The sequence below is a fragment of the Martelella endophytica genome (assembly GCF_000960975.1).
Taxonomy (GTDB): Bacteria; Pseudomonadota; Alphaproteobacteria; order Rhizobiales; family Rhizobiaceae; genus Martelella; species Martelella endophytica.
Window position 1 is genome coordinate 1 of the sequence record NZ_CP010803.1, and the last position, 21,476, is coordinate 21,476.

Sequence of the window (21,476 nt, forward strand, 5' to 3'; positions counted from 1 at the left end):
TCAACAACTACATTCAAAAAAATCAGACATTTTTTCCAATCCGCTGTTTTTGCCCGGTTTTGTGGTGATCGGGGTGTCGTCGGCCTCGCCCCGGATCCGGCGGACTTTCCGCCCACCTGCGCGCCTTTCCCCTTATCCACAACATGCCCTGATTAAGCCATCTTCGGCCCTCAAGAACTGGGCGCGCATGCGTGCCGGTGGCATTCCCTGATAGCGGAAAGCCCGGCCAAGGAATTTGACACCGGCTGCGATATTCGGCACATGGATTGGACGATACTTATGCGCTCGAACAAGGGCCGCGAGACCACAGGCGAATGAAAAGCAAGAACAATCCCGCTCGCTCATTCGGGAAGAAAAACCCGATTGTCGTCGACGGCCGCACGCCGCCGGCCAGACGGGATGTCTCCATCCGCTGGCTTGCCGGCGCCTGCCTGACCGGGCTCACCAGTACGGCACTGATGGCGGTGGCGCTTTCGGCCGCAGTCGATGGCCGCCAGCGGCTTGCCGTACCGGCCGCCGCCTTCGCCAAGACCGCGATCGACCGTCCCGATCTTGATGATGGCGCTGCCAGGGGCAACAGGCTGGTTCCGACCACCGTGATCGCGAAACCTTCCAATCGCCGCGTGCTGCAGGTCCCGACCGCAGTCCGGCAAGGCGACCGCGACGTCATCCATTTCGAGCCCTTCTCCGAGGTGAAGATGGCGCTTGCCGCCAATTACGGCGATCCACCCTCCTACCCTGCCTTCGACCCGTTCAAGGTCTTCGCAACCTCCGACGCAGCTGACACGCCGCCCCGCAACAGCGACGTGATCTATGACACCGATGTCGCCGGCGAGGTCGAGCTGAAGACCGTCGCGTTCCCGCTCGGCAAGCCGGACCTTCCCTTCGCCGCCGACCTGACGGGCGATGAAATCGAGCGGATGATCCTCGACAACGAGAATGCGCTCACGAACAGCGTCGGCGAAATCTCGATGCTGAGCTATGTCGACCCGGACCGGTTCGAGCCCGAGACCTCGCTGATGCCGCTGAAGCCGCCGCTTACCGCACAGATCGTTGACGAGAACGTCTCGATCAGTGCGCTGCAGTCGGTCTTCACCCAGGATTTCAACGACGACGTGCTGCCGGTGCGCCAGACGGTCGATACCGAGACCCTGCTGACCGCCGCCGGCTATCCGCCGCTGCAGGCGCAGGAACTTGGCCGGCTTGTCGACCAGGGCACTGGCTCGCCGATGCTCGAGGCTGGTGACACGCTGCGCATCGGTCTCGTGCGGGTCGGCCGCAACGTGCGTGTCGTGCGTCTCAGCCTTTATCGCAGCGGCCGCCATCTGATGACCATGGCGATGAACGACAAGGGCGCGTTCGTCGACGGCGTCGAGCCGCCGATGAGCGATGCGGTCGCCAACGCCACGGCCGACGATTCCGATCTGCTGCTCGGCACCTCGCAGAAGCCGGTACGCATCTATGACGGCATCTACCGCGCGATGATGAGCTACGGTCTCACCACGCAGATGGCCGGACAGCTTGTCAATCTCCTGGCGAGCAAGGTCGACCTTCAGGCCATGGCTTCGCCGGATGACGAGCTGGAATTGTTCTTCTCCGATGCCGACGAAAGTGGGCGGGCGACCGAGAGTTCCGAGCTCTTCTATATTGATGCCCGCATCGGCGGCGAGGATATCGAGCTCTACCGCTTCCGCGATCCGGACAGCGGCGCACTCGACTTTTTCGACAGAGACGGCCGAAGCATTCGCCGGTTCCTCATCAGGAACCCGGTTCCGAACGGCCGCTTCACCTCCGGTTTCGGCATGCGCCGTCACCCGGTTCTGAAATATGCGCGTCTGCACCCCGGCGTCGACTGGGCGGCCCCCGTCGGAACCCCGATCATCGCGGCTGGCGACGGCATTGTGGAATCGGCCGGCTGGAACAGCGGCGGCTACGGCAACCAGACGATCGTCCGCCACCCGAACGGTTACGAGACCTCTTACAACCACCAGAGCAAGATCGCCAAGGGCGTCGTGCCCGGTGCCCGCGTCAAGCAGGGTCAGGTCATCGGCTATGTCGGCGCGACCGGCCTGGTCACCGGCGCCCACCTCCACTACGAGGTGTTGGTCAACGGCACCAAGGTCGATCCGATGAAGATCCGCTTCCCGAACTCGGAGGCGCTTGCCGGCGCCGAGCTCGCCCAGTTCGAGACTGAACGCAAGCGCATCGATGCGCTGCTCGGCATACCCGACGACAAGGTGGCAAGCCGCTGAGAGCGTGCTGCCAAGCAAAAGCCCCGCCGGATCGCTCCGGCGGGGCTTTTTTTTTCACATTGACGCGCCTTTGCCTCAGGCCACCTGATCGAGATGGCCGCGGGTTGCAAAGATCAGCCTGTCCGAGCCGGCATCGACCCGGACATGCGCGCCGTCGGTGATCTCGCCGCCGAGGATCTTCTCCGCCAGCGGGTCCTGAACCGCGGTCTGGATGACCCGCTTCAGGGGACGCGCACCATAGGCGGGGTCGTAGCCCTTCTCGGCAAGCCAGATCCTCGCCTCCGGCGTCAGGTCGAGTTCGATCTTTCGGTCGGCCAGCAACCGTTCCAGACGGCCGAGCTGGATGTCGACGATCTGGCCCATATCGTCCCGGTGCAGTCGGTGGAACAGGATTATGTCGTCGACGCGGTTCAGGAATTCCGGCCGGAAGGCCGCCTTCACCACATCCATCACCTGCTCGCGGGCAGCGGAGCTGTCTTCGTTGTCGGCCAACTGCGTCAGGAACTCGGCACCAAGGTTCGAGGTCATGATGATGATGGTGTTGCGGAAGTCGACCGTGCGGCCCTGGCCGTCAGTCAGCCGCCCGTCATCAAGCACCTGCAGCAGCACGTTGAAGACATCAGGATGGGCCTTTTCGATCTCATCGAACAGGACCACCTGATAGGGCCTGCGGCGCACGGCTTCCGTCAGCAGACCGCCCTCGTCGTAACCGACATAGCCGGGAGGGGCGCCGATGAGCCGGGCCACGGAGTGCTTCTCCATGTATTCCGACATATCCATGCGCACCATCGCGGTCTCATCGTCGAAGAGGAACCGTGCCAGCGACTTGGTGAGCTCCGTCTTGCCGACGCCCGTGGGACCTAAGAAGATGAACGAGCCGATCGGCCGGTTCGGATCCTGCAGCCCGGCGCGGGCACGGCGGACCGAGCGGGATACGGCCTGAACCGCCTCGCCCTGGCCAACGACCCATTTCGCCAGCTCGTCTTCCATCCGGAGCAGCTTCTCGCGTTCGCCCTCCAGCATGCTGTCGACCGGGATACCGGTCCAGCGGGAGACGACCTGAGCGATGTTGTCAGGCGTGACAACCTCCTGCAGGATGGAATCCGTCACCGTATTGTCCTCGGCTTCGGCCTCCACCAGTTCCTTTTCCAGCTTCGGGATCGTGCCATAGGCCAGTTCGCCGGCCTTCTGGTACTCGCCGCCGCGCTGAGCGATCGCCAGTTCGTTGCGGGCGGCGTCGAGCTGCTTCTTCAGGTCGGCGGCCCGGTTGAGCTTGTTCTTCTCGGACTGCCAGCGCGCCGTCAGCGTATCCGCCTCCTCCTCGAGGTTCGCCAGTTCCGCTTCGAGCTTTTCCAGACGATCCTTCGAAGCCTGGTCCGTTTCCTTCTTCAAAGCCTCTCGCTCGATCTTGAGCTGGATGATGCGGCGGTCGAGCTCATCGAGCTCTTCCGGTTTCGAATCCACCTGCATGCGCACGCGGCTCGCCGCCTCGTCCATCAGGTCGATGGCCTTGTCGGGCAGGAAGCGATCGGTGATGTAGCGGTTCGAAAGCGTGGCGGCAGCAACCAGCGCGCTGTCGGAGATGCGCACCTGGTGGTGCTGCTCATACTTCTCCTTCAGGCCGCGCAGGATGGAGATCGTGTCTTCCACCGTCGGCTCGTCAACCATCACCGGCTGGAAACGACGGGCAAGAGCCGCGTCCTTTTCCACGTGTTGGCGATATTCATCGAGCGTGGTGGCGCCAACGCAGTGCAGTTCGCCGCGGGCAAGCGCCGGTTTCAGCAGGTTAGACGCATCCATCGCGCCGTCCGCCTTGCCGGCACCGACCAGCGTGTGCATCTCGTCGATGAACAGGATGATGTTGCCGGCCTCGGCCTGAACCTCGTTCAGGACAGCCTTCAGCCGCTCCTCGAATTCGCCACGATATTTCGCACCGGCAATCAGCGCGCCCATGTCGAGCGCCATCAGCTTCTTGTCCTTCAGGCTCTCGGGAACGTCGCCGTTCACGATCCTGAGCGCAAGACCTTCGGTGATGGCGGTCTTGCCGACGCCGGGCTCACCGATCAGCACGGGATTGTTCTTGGTGCGGCGCGACAGCACCTGGATGGTGCGGCGGATCTCGTCGTCGCGGCCGATCACCGGGTCGAGCTTGCCGTCGCGGGCATCCGCGGTCAGGTCGCGCGCATACTTCTTCAGCGCGTCATAGGCCTGTTCGGCGCTGGCGCTGTCGGCGGTGCGGCCCTTGCGGATTTCGTTGATGGCGGTGTTGAGGCCGTTCGGCGTCACACCGGCACCGGAAAGCGTCTTCGCGGTCGTCGCGGACTTTTCGATGGCGAGCGCGAGCAGCAACCGTTCGACGGTGACGAAGCTGTCGCCAGCCTTCTTCGCGGCCTCTTCGGCCGTGGTGAAGACCTTGGCGAGCGGCTGGGAAAGATAGATCTGGCCGTTGCCGCCGGAAACCTTCGGCATCTTGGCGAGCGCTGCATCATTGGCCAGCCGCGCCTTGGCGGCGTCACCACCGGCGCGCTCGATCAGCGAGGCGGCCATGCCCTGCTCATCGTCGAGAAGCACCTTCAGGAGATGCTCGGCGCCAAACTGCTGGTGCCCTTCGGAAAGCGCATAGGTCTGCGCCGACTGCAGGAAACCGCGCACGCGCTCGGAGTATTTTTCAATGTTCATGTCTTTGCCTCCATTCCTCGTTCGGCCCTTGGCAGCGACCGGACGATGACCTAGATGAACCCCCTCTTCGAGGCGGGTCTGTCGCGGCGGGCGGAGCCGCCGCTTGGGTCTGATATGGGGGCAGGATCTGAGGGTTTAAAGAGGCGCCACGACAAAAACGTTGCCGATATGCAACACCCCTTAAGTCCCTCAGCTATGGGCGAAAATGTCGGTTTCTTCCCAGCCGAGCAGGTCGAGCTTGGCCCGCGTTGGCAGGAATTCGAAGCAGGCCGCCGCAAGCTCCATCCGGCGATCGCGGATCAGTCGCTCCATTAGCTTGTCGCGCAGGCCGTGGAGATAGAGCACGTCGGAGGCGGCATAGGCGAGCTGCGCCTCGGAAAGCGTCTCGGCAGCCCAGTCGGAGGACTGCTGCGCCTTGGAGACATCGACCTCGAGCATTTCCTTCAGATTGTCCTTCAGGCCATGGCGGTCGGTATAGGTCCGGGTCAGCCGCGAGGCGATCTTGGTGCAGAACACGTTCGTCGTCGTCACACCGAAGGTATAGTAGAGCACGGCAATGTCGAAGCGGCCGAAATGAAAGATCTTCTGCCGCTTCGGGTCGGCAAGCATCGCGACAAGGTTGGGCGCCTCTTTCTGGCCGGCGGCGATCTGGACGACGTCGGCCGTGCCGTCACCATTGGAAAGCTGAACCACGCAGAGCCGGTCGCGTCGCGGTACGAGGCCGAGCGTTTCGGTATCGATGGCGATCGCGCCGGTGTAGCGGGCGGCATCCTCGGCCGCGATGTCGTGTTTGTGGACGCGGATCATGACGTCTTCTCCATGGCCTCTTTTCAAATCGTTGTGGGGTCATAGCCGATCGCACCAAATTGCGATAGCACCCGACCCAGAAAACCGGCCGACAGCCAAACCGGCCCTCATGACGGCCGATCCGCGCGACAATTGACCACACCATCCGCATCTGAGACATGTTGTGCGCAGATCAGCCGACGGTTAACGGAACAAGCCCCGAGGAAGACGACGATGGCGGAAAGGACTGAAAGTCAGATGGGAAAGCTGCTCCGCGCATTGTGGACCCGCCACCGCGCGCTCTCGATCGCCTTTGTGGCGACGACGCTCCTGACCCTGATCTTCGGCCTTCGGTTCATCCTGTCGGTGTTCTACTGGCACAGCTACGAACATCGCGATCTCGACCTGAAAAGCTGGATGACACTCGGTCACGTCGCCATGATCTACCATATCCCCTCGGACCGCCTGGCCGAGGCGCTCGACCTTCCGGAGGTCTATGGCCGACGCCTGATGCTCCGGCAGATCGCCACCGCCAAGGGGCTCACACTCGACGAACTCGAAATCGAGATTGCTGACGCGCTCGACGACTATGAAAGCGCGAAATCCGATGCCGATGAGTGAACAGTTTCTGGCACTGGTGCCGATCTACGGCGTGCCGGTCATCGCGCTTTGCGTGATGCTGTCATGTCTCGGCGTGCCGCTGCCCTCGGCGCTGATCATGCTTGTCGGTGGCTCGCTGGTGGCCTCAGGCGACCTCCCCTATGCGCCGACCGTCGGCGCCTGCCTGACAGCCGCCTGCACGTCCGACCAGATCGGCTACTGGACCGGCCGTATCGGCGGCAGCCGGCTCGTCTCCCGGTATGCCGCGCGCGGGACGAAGAGCCGGCGGCTGGTGCGTCGGGCGCGCGGATATCTCCACCGCCGCGGCGCGATCGCGATCTTCCTGACGCGCTGGCTGCTGGCGATGATCGGCCCCTATGTCAATCCGGTCGCGGGCGCAGCCGGCATGCGCTGGAAGGTGTTCACGCTCTCGGCGATCCCCGGCCAGATGATCTGGGTGAATTTCTATATTTTTCTCGGCTTCATGTTCGCGAAAAACATCGTCGCCGTGGCCCAGATCGCCGGCAATGCCAGCGGCTTCCTCGCCGCCGGTGTGGTCGCGCTGTTCCTCGGGTGGCGCATCACCCGGATCGTGCAGGGCCGCCGGCGCCGCAGCATCAAACCGCGCGGCCGGATGTAACCGGACTTCCGGCGCCCAATGTTGGCCGCTCCGGCCGTGACTGCACGCCGAGATGGTATAACAATACGTCATTCGCCTGTCACCGGGCGGGATTATCGCGGATGGGCATCAACGCTTCAGCCACTCTTCTCAAAGAGGTTCCCATGCGCGCTCGTCTCGCCGTTCTCGCCGCCGCGACCTTCCTCGCCGGCGCCGCCAATGCCGCCACCATCTATCCGCTCGACCGGGCGAAGATCCTCGTCGGCTCGCCGTTCGATTTCAAGGTCGAACTCGACCAGGTCTACGACGCCGCCGATATCGACGTCACCGTCAACGGCAAGGCCTATGCCGATGTCTTCGGCCACGAGGCCGAATTCGTTTCCGACGAAAAGGGCAAGGACGACGCGAGCCTCGGTTCCGCGCTGATCCTGCGTGATCTTTCGCTCGCCAGCGCCGGCGATTACACCGTCTCCGTCAAGGCCGGCGACGCGGAAGAAAAGACCGTCAACTGGACCGTCTACAACACACCGTCGGTGGCCAAGGCCAAGAATGTCATCTTCTTCCTCGGCGACGGCCTTTCGGTCGCGCACCGCACGGCCGCCCGCATCATGTCCAAGGGCATGACCGAGGGCAAGGCCGACGGTCGTCTCGCCATGGACGACATTCCGCCGGCCGCCTTCATCGGCACCTCCTCGACCCATTCGATCGCCACCGACTCGGCCAACACCATGTCGGCCTACATGACCGGCCACAAGACCCGCGTGAACGCGCTCGGCGTCTATGCCGACCGCACGCCGGCGAGCCAGGACGACCCGAAGGTCGAAACCATTGCCGAGGCGCTGCGCCGCCAGACCGGCAAGTCGATCGGCGTCGTCTCCACCGCCGAGATCGAAGACGCGACGCCGGCCGCCATTGTCGCCCACACCCGCCTTCGCGGCGACAAGGCCGATATCGTCGGCATGTTCTATGAGGTTCAGCCCGACGTCATCCTCGGCGGCGGCTCTGCCTATTTCCTGAAGTCCGACGTGCCCGGCTCCAAGCGCAAGGACGACAAGGACTATATCCAGATGTTCACGGATGCCGGCTACACGGTCGCCATCGACGCCGCCTCGCTGGAAGACGCCGCGAAGAACAACGCCGGCAAGATCCTCGGCCTGTTCCACACCGGCAACATGGACACCAAGCTCGACCGCTCCTTCCTGAAGAAGGGTACGGTGGAAAAATTCCCGGACCAGCCCGGCCTCGTTGAAATGACCGAGACAGCGATCGACCGGCTTTCGCAGAACAAGGACGGCTTCTTCCTGATGGTCGAGGGCGCCTCGATCGACAAGATGAGCCATCCGATGGATTGGGACCGCGCCGTCGTTGACACCATCGAGTTCGACCAGGCAATCGCCAAGGCCGTCGAATTCGCCAAGTCGAACCCGGATACGCTGATCGTCGTCACCGGCGACCACACCCACGGCGTATCGCTCATCGGCACGATCGACGACAATGTCGAGGCTGACGAGATGCGCGAAAAGGTCATGACCTATGACGACGCCGGCTTCCCCGACTATGCCGACACCGATGGTGACGGCTATCCGGACAAGATCGATGTCGACCGCCGCTTCGCCATCTTCTCCAACAACTTCCCGGACTACTACGAGACCTTCCGCCCGAAGATGGACGGTCCGTTTGAGCCTTCGATCAAGGGCGAGAATGGCGAATACGTTGCCAACGAGCAGTACAAGGACGTCCCCGGCGCCGTTCTGCGCGTCGGCAACCTGCCGAAGAATGCCGACACCGCCGTCCACGCCGTCGACGATATCGTGCTCCAGGCAACCGGTCCCGGCTCCGAAGGCTTCAGCGGCTACATGGAACAGTCGGACGTCTACGAAGTGCTTGCCGATGCCTTCGCGCTCGGCACCAGCCAGAAGGCCGGTCAGTAACATCCGCATTCAGACCGGGCGGCCTCTCCGCCCGGTCTGCTTCCAGCCGTCATGAAGGAGAAATGCCATGCGTTTCACCCGCCGCTCTTTCCTCGCCGCTTCCGCGATGCTCGCCGCATCGCCGCGCCTTGCTTCCGCGGCAGCCGCGCGACTGAGTTTCGACGAACTCTACGGCTCCTTCAGCCCTCTCGGGCTCGAATTCTCCGACAAGGTCAAGGATCTCACCGGCAAGACCGTGGCGATCCGTGGCTTCATGGCCCCTCCCCTGAAAGCGGAGGCGCAGTTCTTCGTGCTCTCGGAAATCCCGATGGCGCTCTGCCCGTTCTGCTCGACCGATGCCGACTGGCCGGACAGCATCGTTGTCGTCTATCTCGACAGGAAGCAGACCTTCACCCAGCCGAACCAGATGATCGAGGTCACCGGCGCGCTCGACCGCGGCTCCTGGATCGATCCTGAAACCGGCTTCGTCAGCCAGCTTCGCCTGCGCCAGGCGCGGTATCGGACAGTCTGACCATGCTTGGCCTTTCCCTCACCGCGGTCTCGGTCACCTTTCCAGGCCTCGGCGCACCGGTGCTCGATATCCCCGCCCTTGAGATCGCCGCCGGCGCGCAGGTTGCTGTCACAGGCCCCTCCGGCTCCGGCAAGAGCACCTTCGTCAATATCATCACCGGGCTCGAACGGCTGAAGGCCGGTCGTGCGCGCTGGGGCGAGACCGATCTCGCCGCCCTCGGCGAGGGCCGGCGCGACCGCTGGCGCGGCGAGAATATAGGCCTCGTCATGCAGGATTTTCACCTTTTCCCAGGCCTTTCGGCGCTCGACAATGTGCTGCTGCCGGCGCGCCTTGCCCGTGCAGCCTCCCGCGCCCACCTGGCGCGCGCCCATGCGCTGCTGGAAGAAGTAGGGCTTTCGCGTCCCGGCCAGATGGTCGAGACCATGTCGCGCGGCGAGATGCAGCGCGTCGCGGTCGCCCGCGCGCTGCTGCGCGAACCCGCGATCATCGTCGCCGACGAGCCGACCGCGAGCCTCGACAGCGAGGCGGGTGCGGCCGTCGGCCGGCTTCTCCTCGATCTCGCCGCCCGGCGCAACAGCACCCTCATCGTCATCTCTCATGACCGCCGGATGATCGAGCCGCTCACGCGTCGCATCGGACTTTCGGCCGGCCGCATCGTTTCCGACGAAAGCGGGGAATAGCGTCATGTTCCGCTTCATCCTCTCCGATATCCGGCGGCTGTGGGCCGGCTCCATCGTCATCGTGCTGCTGATCACGCTTGCAGTCGCGCTCGGTGTCACCGTCACCCTGCAGGAGCGTGCGCTACGCCTCGGCAGCGCCCGTGCAGCCGAAAAATTCGACATCGTCGTCGGCGCGCCGGGCAGCGATACGCAGCTCGTGCTCTCATCTGTCTTCCTGCAGCCCTCCGACCTGCCGCTGATGGATGGCGACGTCCTGACCGACCTTGCCGCCGATCCGCGCGTCGCCTGGGCCGCACCCATCGGCTTCGGCGATTCCTATGCCGGCTACCCGATCGTCGGCACCACCACGGCGCTCGTCGGCGACACCATCCGCGGCTTCTCCGAGGGCACCATGTTTGCGCGCGAGGGCGAGGCCGTGATCGGCTCCGCCGTCGATCTTGCCGTTGGCGCCACGATCAAGCCGATGCATGGCAGCGCCGAAACCGGCGGCCACACCCATACCGAACTTGCCTATAAGGTCTCCGGCAAGGCTTTACCCACCGGCACACCCTGGGACCGTGCCATCCTGGTGCCGATCTCGGCCGTCTGGGCCATTCACGGCCTCGGTGATCATGATGAAGACGGGCACCATGGCGAAGAGGCTCATGAAGGTGAAGGCCACGAAGAGCATCACATCGAACCAGAGGCGCCGATCGTCGAGACCTGGGCCCATGGCGAGGCGCCCGGCCTGCCCGCAATTCTCGTCAAGCCGAAGTCGATCGGCGATGCCTACCGGCTGCGGCAGGAATATCGGGAACGGGCAGGAACGCTCGCGGTCTTTCCAGCCGAGGTGCTGACGAGGCTCTATGCCACGCTCGGCGACGCCAAGGAGGTGCTGACCGCAATTGCGGCGGGGGCGGAACTGCTGGTCGCGGCATCCCTCATGCTCGTCACCGTGATCCATGTCGGACAGCGCCGACGCCAGATCGGGGCGCTGAGAGCCTTCGGCGCGCCGCGCGGTTCGGTGTTTGCGATCGTCTGGCTGGAGCTCTTCGTTCTGGTCGCGATCGGCATCGTCCTCGGCCACGGCGTCGGCTTTGCCGCTGCCGAGACGATTTCCCGGTCGATTGCCGCGGAACGCGGCTTCGGCCTGCCGGTCGAATTCGCCCCGACGGACCTCGGCAACGCTGTTGCGCTGACCGTCTTCGCCGCCATCCTCTCGGCGTTGCCGGCCGTCATTGCCTATCGCCAATCGCCCGCTGAAGCGCTGCGCGGCTGAGGCCCCGTCAGCTTGACAGGCATGAGCGCGTGGAACATGGTTCGTCTGCGTTCCTCCCCGCATGCGCCGCCGCGCGAAAGCCAATCATGAATGAAATCTTCAGCAGTGTCGTGCCGATCTTTGCGCTCATCTTCATCGGATGGGCGGCGGTAAGGCTCCGTTATCTCGATGCCAGCCATGCCGGCATCATGACGAGTTTCGTGTTCAAGGTGGCGCTGCCGCTGCTCCTGATGCGCACCGTGGCCAATGCCGATTTCCAAAACGCCAACCCGATCCGCATCTGGCTCGCCTATTTCGGCGCCGTCGCGGTCTCGTGGACCGCCGCAGCGCTGATCGCCAGGCTCGGCTTCGGTCGTGACCGGGCGGCGAGCGTCATCATCGGGCTTTCAGGCACGTTCTCGAACCTCGCCTTCCTCGGCATCCCGCTCGTCAACCACATCATCGGCGAAGAGGGCCTCATCGCCCTGTCGCTGGTACTGGCGATCCACATGCCGGTGATGATGGTGACGGCAACCGTTCTGGTCGAGCGCGCAAAGACCCATGACGGTTCAAATGTCAGCGACCCGATGAAGATCGCCACCACGGTCGGCTATAACCTGATCACCAGCCCGATCGTCGTGGGGCTGGCCGCCGGCGCGCTTCTCCATCTTGCGGGCATTCGCCCCGCCGGCCCCCTGGCGTCAATCGTCGATATGCTCGCGGGCACCGCAGCGCCGGTGGCGCTGATCTCGATCGGCATGACGCTGACGCAATACAAGGTTGCCGGCAATGTCGGCCTCTTCAGCGCCATCACCTTCATCAAGCTGATGGCATTGCCGGCATTCGCCTTCCTCTTCGGACACCTGCTCGGCCTGCCGCAGCCGATGGCTGCGGGCCTGGTGCTGGCGGCCTCGACCCCCGCCGGGGTCAATGCCTTCGTGCTGGCAAACCAGTTCGGCACGGGCAAGAACATCGCCGCGTCGACCATCACTCTGACGACCGCTCTCGGCGTCCTAACCGTCAGCTTCTGGGTCTATATGCTCGGCTACTGATGCGGGGCACCGGCGGCGAAATCTCGCCACCGGTCAGTTGACGCCGGTTACTCGCTCGTTGCGGGCTGCTCGCTTTCGGCGGCGCCGGGCGGCGTCTCGGTGGAGCCTTCCGCAGGTTCAGCCGTCGTTTCCTGAGCCGGCACCTCGGCAGCGCCCGCTTCGGATGGCGCTCCATCGGCCGGTGCGGCTGCGGCATCGCCGCCTTCAGCCGGCGCAGCGGCCTCGGGTTCGGGAAGCGGAACCGGATCGTTGGAAAGGGTTCTGAGATAGGCCAGCAGATCGGCCCGGTCGGTGTCGCTGGCGAGGCCCGCAAAACCCATTGCCGTGCCCGGCACGTCCTTCTTCGGCGCCTTGATGAACACGTTCAGGTTCTCGAAGGTCCAGTGCTTCTCACCGCCTTCGGAGAATTCCTTCATCGCGGCCGAATATGAAAAGCCCTCATGGCTTGCAATCGGGCGATCGACGACGCCCCAGAGGTTGGGCCCGACCTTGTTCGGACCGCCCTCCGTGACGTCATGACAGGCCTGACAGCGCTTGAATACCCGCTCGCCCGCGTCCGCGCTCGCATCCGCCAGCAAGACGGCAATCGGGGTTTCGGCTTCGGCGGCCGGGGCACCGGTGTTCGATGCCTCAGCGACTTCGATCGCATAGCCTTCCTGTTCAGGATGGTGCGGATCAAAGATCGCCTCCGAAACGAAAGATACCGTCATCAGGACGAAGACCGTCCCCAACAGGGCCCCCAGGACCATATTGAGATTGAATTTCATTGCGTTGCAGCTCCCCTTCCATCCGGCCTCTCTACCGGACCACCTTGCAATCTGGAAGAACCTATGTCTTTTGGTGCCGTGATGCAACGGCGCATCGATGCCTATGTCAGCCCGCCCCTACTGTGCGCGGGCAATTAACGAAGAGCAAGCCTGTGGCCACCAGTGACACCATCATTCTCATCCCCGCCCGTTTGGCTTCCACCCGTCTTCCCGGCAAGCCGCTTGCCGATATCGCCGGCAAGCCGATGATCGTCCACGTGGCCGATCGCGCAAGCGAATCAGGCATGGGCAGGGTCGTCGTTGCCGTCGATGACCGTTCGGTTTTCGAGGCGGTCGAAAAGGCCGGCTACGAGGTGGTGATGACCGGCCACCATCACCAGTCCGGTTCGGACCGCATCTTCGAGGCGCTGAAGAAGGTCGACCCCAATGGCGAGGCCCGCCTCGTCGTCAACGTCCAGGGCGACCTGCCGACGCTCGATCCGGCCACCATCCAGGCTTCGCTCCGTCCGCTCGAAAACCCCGCCGTCGATATTGCAACGCTGACGGTCGAAATCACCGATGAATACGAGAAGACGGCCTCGCAGGTGGTCAAGGTGGTCGGTGCGCCGATCGGCGCGACGCGGTTGAGAGCCCTCTACTTCACCCGGGCAACCGCGCCCTGGGGCGAAGGCCCGCTCTACCATCACATAGGACTTTATACCTATCGCCGCGCCGCCCTCGAACGCTTCGTATCGCTGCCGCGTTCGTTCCTGGAGGAGCGCGAGAAGCTCGAGCAGCTGCGTGCGCTGGAACATGGCATGCGCATCGATGTCGAGATCGTGAAGACCGTACCGCTCGGCGTCGACACACCCGAAGATCTCGAAAAGGCGCGCCGCGTTCTTGAGGCGAAAGGTTAGGGTCATGATCATGAAGACCAACAGGATCGCCTTCCAGGGCGAGCACGGCGCCAATTCCGACATGGCGAGCCGCGATGTCTATCCGGACATGGAACCGCTTCCCTGCAAGACATTCGAGGACGCCTTTCTCGCGGTCGAAAACGGCGATGCCGATCTCGCCATGATCCCGATCGAGAACACGCTCGCCGGCCGGGTAGCCGACATCCACTATCAGTTGCCCGATTCCCGCCTGTTCATCGTCGCCGAATATTTCATGCCGATCCGTTTCCAGCTGATGGCCCTGCCCGGCGTGAAGCTCGACGAAATCAAGACCGTCCACAGCCACATCCATGCGCTCGGCCAGTGCCGCAAGATCATTCGTCGCAACAAATGGAATCCCGTGATCGCCGGCGACACGGCGGGAGCCGCGATGCTTGTGCAGGAAAAGGGCGATCGGACCATGGCAGCACTCGCGCCGCGTCTCGCCGCCTCGCTCTACGGGCTCGAAATCCTGGCCGAGAACGTCGAGGATTCCGACAGCAATGTTACCCGCTTCGTCGTGCTTTCGGACAAGGAAAAGTGGGCGGAGATGAATGGCGCCGACCGCACCATCGTCACAACCTTCATCTTCAACGTCCGCAACATTCCGGCCGCCCTCTACAAGGCGCTTGGCGGTTTCGCCACCAATGGCATCAACATGACCAAGCTCGAGAGCTACCAGATCGGCGGCAAGTTCATCGCAACGCAGTTCTATGCCGACATCGAGGGCCATCCGGATGACCCGGCCGTCGCCCGCGCGCTGGAGGAACTGCAGTTCTTCTCCGAGAAGGTCCGCATTCTCGGCGTCTATGAAGGCCATCCGATGCGCCGTCAGCTCCAGAGCAATTCCGACTGAACCACCGCATTTTTCTCAGTTCATCTTTCAAAACGCATTGAAGGCGCTGTTGCGGAGGCCTAACACCGCAGGGCGCCATCGTCCTCCTCCGGGCGTTTTCCTGTTGGCGCAGAAACATGCGGCCCTTCCCGGCATCCCAAGCGCATGTCTTTCTGAGAAGACTGAGAGATGAATATGCACAAGAACAAACTGGTGGTCGTCGGCGTCGGACACGTCGGCTCCTACGTGCTCGCCGACGCCATGAAGACGGGCCTTTTCGCCGAGATCGGCGTGATCGACATCCTCGAAAACGTCGCCTATGGCGAAGCGCTCGACCAGGCGCAGGCAACCGCGCTGACCTATATGAATAATGTCAATGTGCGCTCCGGCGGCTATGAGCAGTGCGCGGATGCCGATGTCATCGTCATTGCGGCGGGTCCAAGCGTCCTGCCGGATCCCGACAATCCGAAAGGGGAACCGGACCGGACGCTGCTGACGAAGACCAACAGCGCGGTGATCCGCGAGGTCATGGCCGGCATCGTGAAATACACGACGACCGCGATTGTCATCCTCATCACCAATCCACTCGATACCATGGTCTATATCGCCGAGAACGAGTTCGGCTATCCGCAGGGACGTGTCTTCGGAACCGGCACCATGCTCGATTCCGCCCGCCTTCGCCGGCTGCTTGCCGATAGCTACGACATCGATCCGAAATCCGTGTCCGGCTACATGATGGGCGAACATGGCAGCACCGCCTTTCCGGTGCTGAGCCACGTCAGCGTCGGCGGCATTCCCTTCGGTGAGCTGGCTTCCTACCTGCAGCCGCGGCAGGACATCAGCGATCCCGAGACTGTGAAGACAAGGATCATAAGCGCCGCCTATGACGTTCTCAATGGGAAAGGCTGGACCAATGCCGGCGTTGCCCAGTCGGCAGTGACCATGGCCAGGGCCGTGCTTCTCGACGAACGCAGCATCTATCCTGCCTCGACAACACTTCGCGGCGAATATGGTCATGACGGCGATGTAGCGCTCAGCATGCCCTGTGTGATCGGCCGCGAAGGTATCTTGAAGCGGTTGCCCGTTACTCTCGATCCGTGGGAATCAAGCAAGCTTGGCGAAAGCATCGCCTTCATCCAGGCGGCAATGCGTGACGCGAAGACCGGCCCCGCCAGGATTGCGGAACCGGCCTGAGTTCACTGAGAGAAGTTGGAGCGCGGTTGTTGCGCTCTTCGCTCAGTCCGGCTGGCAAACGCGGATGCGGTGGCCGTCCGGATCGGTGATCACGAAGGTGGGGCCGAAAGGCGACTGCACCAGCGGCTGGGCGAAGCTGCGGCCTTCCTTTCTGAAGCGCGCGTAGAGCGCTTCGACGCCTCCCTTTTCCGGCGTCATGATCCCGATCTCGGCTGAGCCCGGCCCACCTTCCGCCGGCGGATGCGCCGTCGCCTTGCGCCAAAGCCCCAGCGTCAGACCGGCTGCGGTCGCAAGCGAGGAGAACCCGTCCGACAACGCCCTGGGTTCGAGCCCAAGGACTTCGGCATAGAAAGCGGCGCTGGCTTTGGGGTCCTCGACGTAGAGAACGACGAGGTTGAGGGGAAGAGCTGACATGGTGTTTCTCCTGTTTTGAAAGACAGGAGACCGTCTAGCGCCGGCAGGTGTCAGTTTCCGTCAGCAGCAAACCGCGCAAGACGCCGTCGGTCAGTTGTCGAGATTGAGTTTCCGCCACTCGGCAAGAAGGACAGCACGTCGTTGCGGATAGCGTTCGCCGGTCTCGCGCATATTGACGATCCGGTCCGTACGGAAGTGGCGGAAGTCCTGCCTCAGCTCGCACCAGCCGAGCACCACCCGCACCTGTTCGAAATAGGCCAGACCGAAAGGCCATATCACCCGCTCGGACACGGCGCCGCCTTCGGCGCGGTAAGCGATCTCGACTTTCCGCATTGCCCGTATTGCGGCCCTGAGAGCAGGGATATCGGCCGTATCGGTGACGAGACGCCGCGGGCCGACGCTGAGCGCAGTCTCATCCACCGTTTCGGCGAGACTTTCCGGCAGCACCGCCGCGATCTTGGCAAGCGCCGTGCTGGCCGCAGCCGAAAGATGTTGATCCGTCACGCGCTCCACCCAACGCGTGCCCAGCACCAGCGCCTCGATCTCTTCCGTCGAGAACATCATCGGCGGCAGCAGGAAACCGGGGCGCAGCACATAGCCGATGCCCGCCTCGCCTTCGATCGCCGCCCCTTGTGCCCTGAGGCTTGCAATATCGCGGTAGAGCGTCCTGAGGCTGATGCCGAGCTGTTCCGCCAGCGCCGCACCGGAAACGGGATAGCGATGACCGCGCAGCGTCTGCAGGAGCGACAGCAGCCGCTCGGAGCGCGAGCCCGCCATGCTCAGCGCCAGTCGAGAAAGTCGCGCATCAGCCGGAACGCGATCGCGCCCTCCGGCGGGCCGTTGATGCCATCGGGATGGCGGTGCTCGGTGATCGCGGCCAGTTCATCGCGGGAGAACCAGCGGCAGTCTTCCAGCTCGTCGTCATCGTAGCTGACATCGAAGCTTTCGGCCTTGCCGTAACAGGCGAGCATCAGCGAATGCGGCATCGGCCAGGGCTGGGACGCGTGGTAGCGCACCGCGCCGACGCGGATGCGGCTTTCCTCCAGCGTCTCGCGCCGCACCGCGTCTTCGACCGTTTCGCCAGGCTCGACGAAACCGGCAAGGCAGGAATAGCGGCCGGCCGGGAAATGCGGGCTGCGGCCGAGCAGAACGCGGTCGCGCGCCTCATCGACGATCAGCATGATGACGACCGGATCGGTGCGCGGGAACATCATGTGGCCGCAGACCGTGCATTGCCGGCGGAAGCCGCCGGCCGTCCCATCCGACTTGCCGCCGCAGCGGCCGCAGAAGCGGTGATTACGGGTCCAGGCATTGACGCTGACGGCCAGCGCGAAGGCACCGAGCGCCTCGCCCTCGAGCAGACCCTCGCTATAGGCTGCACGGGCGCTCAGCGTCTTCAGATGGCCGGGCAGCGCCTTGGTGTCGAGCGCACTATCGATTGCAATCAGCGGCGCGCCGGCCGGCGTATGCCCGAGAAGCACAGCACTTTCGCGGTCGGGCTGAAGCGCCTGCACCTCGTAGCGGGCGAAATAGGGATCGAGCACCTGGCGTTCGTGCTTCACCAGCGCCACGCCATCGGCGAAGACGAAGAACCGGGCTTCGGGCTCGGCGGCAGCCTTCGACAGCGCATCGTCTTCGCGGTGTTCGGAATCGCGGATGATGCGACAGCCGGCAAAAGCGGTCATTGCGCTCGGGTCGTCATGCGGTCCGATGCGGTCGAAAATCGATGTCATTTTTCGCTCAGGGCCTCCGCGATGCGCCGCGCCAGCGCCGCGATTTCCGCATCGCTCATCGGCTCCGCGGTGCCAAACCCCCAGACGGGGCCGGGCCAGTTGGGATCACCCTCTGACCGGGCGATGATGTGAACGTGAAGCTGGCGCACGATATTGCCGATGGCGGCAACATTGATCTTCTCGGCGCCGGTGGCAATCGAGAGCGCGCGCGCCACCTCGTTGATCTCGAAGGTCAGCATCGTCTGGTCGAGGGGCGCGAGTTCGAACATCTCGGTTACCCCGGCTCGCTGCGGCACGGCCAGCAGCCAGGGCCAGCGGCCATCGCGCATCAGCCGGATCTGGCAGAGCCCCAGCGTCGCCACGGCAACACTATCCCTCTTCAGCCGTTCATCGAGCTCGAAATCCTGCATGACGCCCCTTTGTTGTTCCCGCCTGTTCTCTTGCCTTTGACATGTTTAACAAATAGGGCGGCTTCAACAACAGCAAACATCCAACGCGCGGGAAAAGCATCCGAGTTTTTTTGAAGCTGCGTGCTTGCATTCACACTGCAAATTGACGATATGTGCCCTCGGGAGGCTGGTGGCGGACGTGCCACTCGCCAACCGGGTCAGGTCCGGAAGGAAGCAGCCCCAACGAGCCCGGCATGGGTCGTCTTGCCAGCCTCCCACCTTATGTCCGGACTGCCGCGGAGACGTTGATGAGCATCGAAAGTGTGCGAGAACACTTGAGCCAGGCAGCCCCCGATCTCGATATCATCGAAACCGAAGACAGCAGCGCCACGGTTGCCGAGGCTGCCGCCGCGCATGACGTGGCAACCGCGCAGATTGCCAAGACTCTATCCTTCTCGGTCAAGGACCGGGTGTTTCTTCTGGTCGCCCGCGGTGATGCCCGCATCGACAACAAGAAGGCCAAGGTAGCCTTTGGCGGCAAGGTGAAGATGCTGCCGCTCGATGAGGTCGAGACGATCACCGGCCACCCCGTCGGCGGCGTTTGCCCGTTCGGGCTGGCAAAGGCAATTCCGGTCTACTGCGACGAGAGCCTGAAGGCCTTTGACGAGGTCGTTCCGGCCGCCGGTTCGCGCAATGCCGCGGTCCGGATCGCGCCGCAGCGCATGGCCGAAATCACCAATGCGGGCTGGGTCGATGTCTGCCAGGCGCCGGAAGATTGAGCGCGTGGCGAAATCAAAAATCCTGTGCATTTCCGCAGAACTTCTGCCAGACTGCCGGCCTTGATGTGACTCCGGCCTGCGGCCTGGACTATCCTCGCTGCCTGCCCGAAAGCGACCTCGGGTCGCGGGCCAAGCAGAAAACCACATGAATGGCGATGGACAAGACAACGATCGAGGCTAACACCGGCTACCGGGTTCTGGCGCGCAAATACCGCCCGAAGGACTTCTCCGACCTGATGGTCGGCCAGGAGCCGATGGTGCGCACGCTGACCAATGCCTTCGAGACCGGCCGCATCGCCCAAGCCTATATGCTGACCGGCGTGCGCGGTGTCGGCAAGACCACGACCGCCCGCATTCTGGCACGCGGCCTCAACTACAAGACCGCCACCATCGACAAGCCGACCATCGACCTGAAGGAGATCGGCGAGCATTGCCAGGCGATCATGGAAGGCCGGCATGTCGACGTCATCGAGATGGATGCCGCCTCCCACACCGGTATCGACGATATCCGCGAGATCATCGACCAGGTGCGTTACCGGCCCTCGACAGCGCGCTACAAGGTCTACATCATCGACGAAGTCCACATGCTCTCCACCCAGGCCTTCAACGGCCTGCTAAAGACGCTTGAGGAACCGCCGGAGCATGTGAAGTTCATCTTCGCCACCACCGAAATCCGCAAGGTGCCGATCACGGTGTTGTCGCGCTGCCAGCGCTTCGACCTGCGCCGCATTCCGGCCGCCGACCTGGTGCGGCTGTTCTCGACGATCTCCGCCAAGGAAGGCGTCGAGATCGAGGATGAGGCGCTGTCGATGATCGCGCGTGCGGCCGAAGGCTCGGCGCGCGACGGCCTGTCGCTGCTCGATCAGGCGATTTCGCATGGCAATGGCAAGGTGGAGGCGGCGGCGGTGCGCGGCATGCTCGGCCTTGCCGACCGCGCCCGTATCGTCGACCTGTTCGGCCATGTCGTCGCCGGCGACGTGAAGGCGGCCCTTGCCGAGTTCCTTTCTCAGTACGAGGCCGGCGCCAATCCCGTCGTCGTGCTGAACGACCTTGCCGATTTCACCCATCTGGTCACCCGGCTGAAATATGTTCCGGAAGGTGCGGAGGATGTGTCGCTGAGCGAGCTTGAGCGCACCCGCGGCGCCGAATTTGCCGCCGCCATTCCCGTTTCCGCGCTCTCGCGCATCTGGCAGATGCTGCTGAAGGGCATTCCGGAGACGGAAAACGCCGCCCGCCCCTTCGGCGCTGCCGAGATGGTGCTGATCCGCCTTGCCCATGCCGCAAGCCTACCCTCCCCCGAGGACGCAGCACGACGGCTTCTGGCGATCGAGAACGGCGACGTTCATCCCGCACCGGCCGCCCCGCGTGGTCCCTCGGGTGGCGGCGCACAGGCATCGACGCATGCCGTTTCCAGACCGGTCGCCGAGCCGCGCGCAGAGACACCCCGGCCGCCTGCGACCGTGACGATGCTGAGACCGCGTGAAGCGACCGCACCGGAGGTCTCTCCGGAGCCCGAGGTTGCCCCCGAACCTGAGGTTCTGGAGACACAGGCCGTCGAGGCCGCGCCGGAACCGGACATCGTTCCGGAGCCGGTTGTCGCCCCGGAGCCGGCACCCGCCGAAATCACAGGGCCGACGTCGAAAATCAAGTCGCTGCGGGACATCACCGATCTCTGCTCGCAGAACCGGGCAATCAAGCTGCGCGCCGAAATCCGCAATTTTGTCCATCTGGTACGGCTCGAACCGGGCCAGCTTGAAGTCAATCTCGAAAGCGGCACGTCGCAGACCTTCCTCAACGAACTCGGCACGAAACTGAAGGAATGGACCGGCGAAAAATGGTTTGTCAGCCTCAGCCGCGAGCCCGGCCAGCCAACGCTGGTGGAGGCCGAGAGGGCGGAACGCGAGCGCCTGTTCCAGGACGCGCGCGACGACCCCTCGATTTCGGCGATCCTAAAATTCTTCCCCGGCGCCAAGATCACCGATGTCAAGGTGCGCGCCGATGAACAGAACACCGAGACAACCGAGGCCGGAGCCCCGGATGCCGCCGTCAACGATGATGGTGACGTCCTGCCGGAAGACGACCTCGACGACTGAATTCAACCGAT

At 63.7% G+C, this 21,476-nt stretch carries 20 protein-coding genes and 1 other RNA gene; 14 read left to right on the forward strand and 7 right to left on the reverse strand.

Annotated features, from left to right (window positions below):
• The first annotated feature begins 314 nt into the window (after positions 1-314).
• Positions 315-2,252 carry a M23 family metallopeptidase gene (locus TM49_RS00005; RefSeq protein ID WP_045678990.1) on the forward strand — a complete coding sequence of 646 codons (1,938 nt, stop codon included), beginning with the start codon at positions 315-317 and terminating at the stop codon, positions 2,250-2,252.
• A 75-nt stretch (positions 2,253-2,327) separates the two neighbouring features.
• Here the strand turns inward: TM49_RS00005 and clpB are convergent, their stop codons facing one another.
• The gene (gene clpB, locus TM49_RS00010) at positions 2,328-4,931 is read right to left on the reverse strand and encodes an ATP-dependent chaperone ClpB (RefSeq protein WP_045678991.1); all 2,604 of its coding nucleotides are present in this window, start codon (positions 4,929-4,931) and stop codon (positions 2,328-2,330) included.
• A gap of 189 nt (positions 4,932-5,120) precedes the next feature.
• On the reverse strand, positions 5,121-5,738 hold the full coding sequence (locus TM49_RS00015; RefSeq protein WP_045678992.1) for a ribonuclease D: 618 nt from the start codon (positions 5,736-5,738) through the stop codon (positions 5,121-5,123).
• A 213-nt stretch (positions 5,739-5,951) separates the two neighbouring features.
• Between TM49_RS00015 and TM49_RS00020 the strand changes: the two genes are divergently transcribed.
• The 7 genes from TM49_RS00020 to TM49_RS00050 all read left to right on the forward strand — a co-directional run bounded on the left by TM49_RS00020 (position 5,952) and on the right by TM49_RS00050 (position 12,347).
• Positions 5,952-6,338 carry a hypothetical protein gene (locus TM49_RS00020; RefSeq protein WP_144409404.1) on the forward strand — a complete coding sequence of 129 codons (387 nt, stop codon included), beginning with the start codon at positions 5,952-5,954 and terminating at the stop codon, positions 6,336-6,338.
• Positions 6,331-6,957, forward strand: a complete 627-nt coding sequence (locus TM49_RS00025) for a DedA family protein (protein WP_158498587.1) — start codon at positions 6,331-6,333, stop codon at positions 6,955-6,957. Before TM49_RS00020 ends, TM49_RS00025 begins: the two co-directional genes overlap by 8 nt.
• Positions 6,958-7,100: 143 nt before the next feature.
• The gene (locus TM49_RS00030; protein WP_045684514.1) at positions 7,101-8,867 is read left to right on the forward strand and encodes an alkaline phosphatase; all 1,767 of its coding nucleotides are present in this window, start codon (positions 7,101-7,103) and stop codon (positions 8,865-8,867) included.
• Positions 8,868-8,973: 106 nt separating this feature from the next.
• A complete protein-coding gene (locus TM49_RS00035) occupies positions 8,974-9,378 on the forward strand; it encodes a hypothetical protein (RefSeq protein WP_244464886.1) in 405 nt (134 codons plus the stop codon).
• 2 nt (positions 9,379-9,380) lie between these two features.
• Positions 9,381-10,058: an ABC transporter ATP-binding protein gene (locus TM49_RS00040; protein ID WP_045678995.1), complete on the forward strand. Its 678-nt coding sequence runs from the start codon at positions 9,381-9,383 to the stop codon at positions 10,056-10,058.
• A 4-nt stretch (positions 10,059-10,062) separates the two neighbouring features.
• On the forward strand, positions 10,063-11,316 hold the full coding sequence (locus TM49_RS00045) for an ABC transporter permease (RefSeq protein ID WP_045678996.1): 1,254 nt from the start codon (positions 10,063-10,065) through the stop codon (positions 11,314-11,316).
• A gap of 86 nt (positions 11,317-11,402) precedes the next feature.
• Positions 11,403-12,347, forward strand: coding sequence for an AEC family transporter (locus TM49_RS00050; protein WP_045678997.1), 945 nt, complete (start codon positions 11,403-11,405; stop codon positions 12,345-12,347).
• 47 nt (positions 12,348-12,394) lie between these two features.
• On the opposite strand, the gene TM49_RS00055 is transcribed toward TM49_RS00050, so the two are convergent.
• The gene (locus tag TM49_RS00055; RefSeq protein ID WP_045678998.1) at positions 12,395-13,114 is read right to left on the reverse strand and encodes a c-type cytochrome; all 720 of its coding nucleotides are present in this window, start codon (positions 13,112-13,114) and stop codon (positions 12,395-12,397) included.
• Positions 13,115-13,266: 152 nt separating this feature from the next.
• On the opposite strand from TM49_RS00055, the gene TM49_RS00060 reads away from it, so the two are divergent.
• The 3 genes from TM49_RS00060 to TM49_RS00070 all read left to right on the forward strand — a co-directional run bounded on the left by TM49_RS00060 (position 13,267) and on the right by TM49_RS00070 (position 16,057).
• Positions 13,267-14,010, forward strand: coding sequence for a 3-deoxy-manno-octulosonate cytidylyltransferase (locus tag TM49_RS00060; RefSeq protein WP_045678999.1), 744 nt, complete (start codon positions 13,267-13,269; stop codon positions 14,008-14,010).
• A gap of 4 nt (positions 14,011-14,014) precedes the next feature.
• On the forward strand, positions 14,015-14,884 hold the full coding sequence (locus TM49_RS00065) for a prephenate dehydratase (protein WP_045679000.1): 870 nt from the start codon (positions 14,015-14,017) through the stop codon (positions 14,882-14,884).
• A 174-nt stretch (positions 14,885-15,058) separates the two neighbouring features.
• Positions 15,059-16,057, forward strand: a complete 999-nt coding sequence (locus tag TM49_RS00070) for a lactate/malate family dehydrogenase (protein WP_045684516.1) — start codon at positions 15,059-15,061, stop codon at positions 16,055-16,057.
• A 42-nt stretch (positions 16,058-16,099) separates the two neighbouring features.
• Here the strand turns inward: TM49_RS00070 and TM49_RS00075 are convergent, their stop codons facing one another.
• From TM49_RS00075 to TM49_RS00090, 4 genes are all read right to left on the reverse strand, one after another.
• Entirely contained in the window at positions 16,100-16,471 is a 372-nt protein-coding gene (locus TM49_RS00075; protein ID WP_045679001.1) for a VOC family protein, read from the reverse strand.
• Positions 16,472-16,561: 90 nt separating this feature from the next.
• Positions 16,562-17,248 (reverse strand): helix-turn-helix transcriptional regulator, encoded by a 687-nt coding sequence (locus tag TM49_RS00080; RefSeq protein WP_045679002.1) that lies wholly within the window; start codon positions 17,246-17,248, stop codon positions 16,562-16,564.
• Positions 17,249-17,250: 2 nt separating this feature from the next.
• Positions 17,251-18,204, reverse strand: a complete 954-nt coding sequence (gene nudC / locus TM49_RS00085; protein ID WP_045679003.1) for an NAD(+) diphosphatase — start codon at positions 18,202-18,204, stop codon at positions 17,251-17,253.
• Complete coding sequence (locus tag TM49_RS00090) at positions 18,201-18,614, reverse strand: HIT family protein (RefSeq protein WP_045679004.1); 414 nt, start codon at positions 18,612-18,614, stop codon at positions 18,201-18,203. Before TM49_RS00090 ends, nudC begins: the two co-directional genes overlap by 4 nt.
• Before the next feature lie 161 nt (positions 18,615-18,775).
• Between TM49_RS00090 and ffs the strand changes: the two genes are divergently transcribed.
• The 3 genes from ffs (at position 18,776) to TM49_RS00100 (ending at position 21,465) form a co-directional block, all read left to right on the forward strand.
• An RNA gene (ffs, locus tag TM49_RS22830) (signal recognition particle sRNA small type) lies at positions 18,776-18,872 on the forward strand.
• Between the two features lie 29 nt (positions 18,873-18,901).
• Positions 18,902-19,372, forward strand: a complete 471-nt coding sequence (locus TM49_RS00095; RefSeq protein ID WP_045679005.1) for a YbaK/EbsC family protein — start codon at positions 18,902-18,904, stop codon at positions 19,370-19,372.
• A 149-nt stretch (positions 19,373-19,521) separates the two neighbouring features.
• A complete protein-coding gene (locus TM49_RS00100) occupies positions 19,522-21,465 on the forward strand; it encodes a DNA polymerase III subunit gamma/tau (protein WP_045679006.1) in 1,944 nt (647 codons plus the stop codon).
• Positions 21,466-21,476 lie beyond the last annotated feature (11 nt).